The following is a 926-nucleotide window of genomic DNA, read 5'->3' as shown; positions in this document are numbered from 1 at the left end:
ATATAGCTGGTGGAGTTGTGAAGAATCTGACGATGAAACGTTTTCGGAAACTGTTTGTGAATATAGTTGGAAAGTCTGTAAAAAGTGCTAGAAGACAAGTTCTAAAACTGTCTAACCTCTATTCTCTTAAGGAGGAGTTTCGAACTCTTTTTGAACGAATTTCTAGCTTAAATTTCTCGCTCCCCATTCTTTATGAAGCAAGAGATGGAAGTCCACCTTTGTTAGGGAATTAAGATATCAAATAGTATGCATTTTTAAAAATATATAGTTACACCAAGGGCGGAGTCTGCCTTTTTTAGGGTGATAAGGTACTGAATACATTTTTATCCCTAGAACAATTTAGTGAATAATAAAAATCATCAGAAATTCCAATTGGTTATTGGTTGTTTCTGATGATTTTTAGGCATTTACACAGATTCTTCTGAGGTATGAATAATTTGGGATTAAATAAATAAATTGTATCCCAATTCGACTACTTAAATAACTCAAAATCAACAGTGAACTAGATGAGGTAATTGTCAAAATTAATTGCCGTAAGGTATAAATACAACCATCTGTAAGAATAATTAATATTTGTCCTACTAAAAACTCTAAAAATAGATTCCATTGTTGACTAGCTTTAACTATTGTTTTCATATTTATCCTTCAATAATACTTACCATTAAATAATAAAACCTTTTCACTCACAGTCCTAACTATATCAAAAAAGGCACCTATCCAAAAGCGCTTACACCTTTTGACTCTACATTTATATCTCAACAAATCAATTTACAGCAACAATCTTAATAAACTAGCCATATTATAGTTATTTCGCTTTAAAAAACATTATTCAGACATTCTGTCACCGAGTTATATTTTGGCAGTAACTCCATAACCTTTTTCTTGAGGTTAGCCCAAGCTTTTTCAATCGGGTTGAGTTCAGGACA

At 31.6% G+C, this 926-nt stretch carries 1 pseudogene; it reads left to right on the top strand.

What is annotated here, in order from left to right:
• A pseudogene (locus E4T71_RS08695) lies at positions 1 to 233 on the top strand (hypothetical protein); the annotation flags it as partial.
• Positions 234 to 926 lie beyond the last annotated feature (693 nt).

It is taken from the genome of Streptococcus sp. WM07 (genome assembly GCF_004570525.1).
In the GTDB taxonomy this organism is placed as follows: domain Bacteria; phylum Bacillota; class Bacilli; order Lactobacillales; family Streptococcaceae; genus Streptococcus.
Note: the sequence above shows the minus strand (reverse complement) of the source record. Positions and strands in the feature narration are given on the sequence as shown.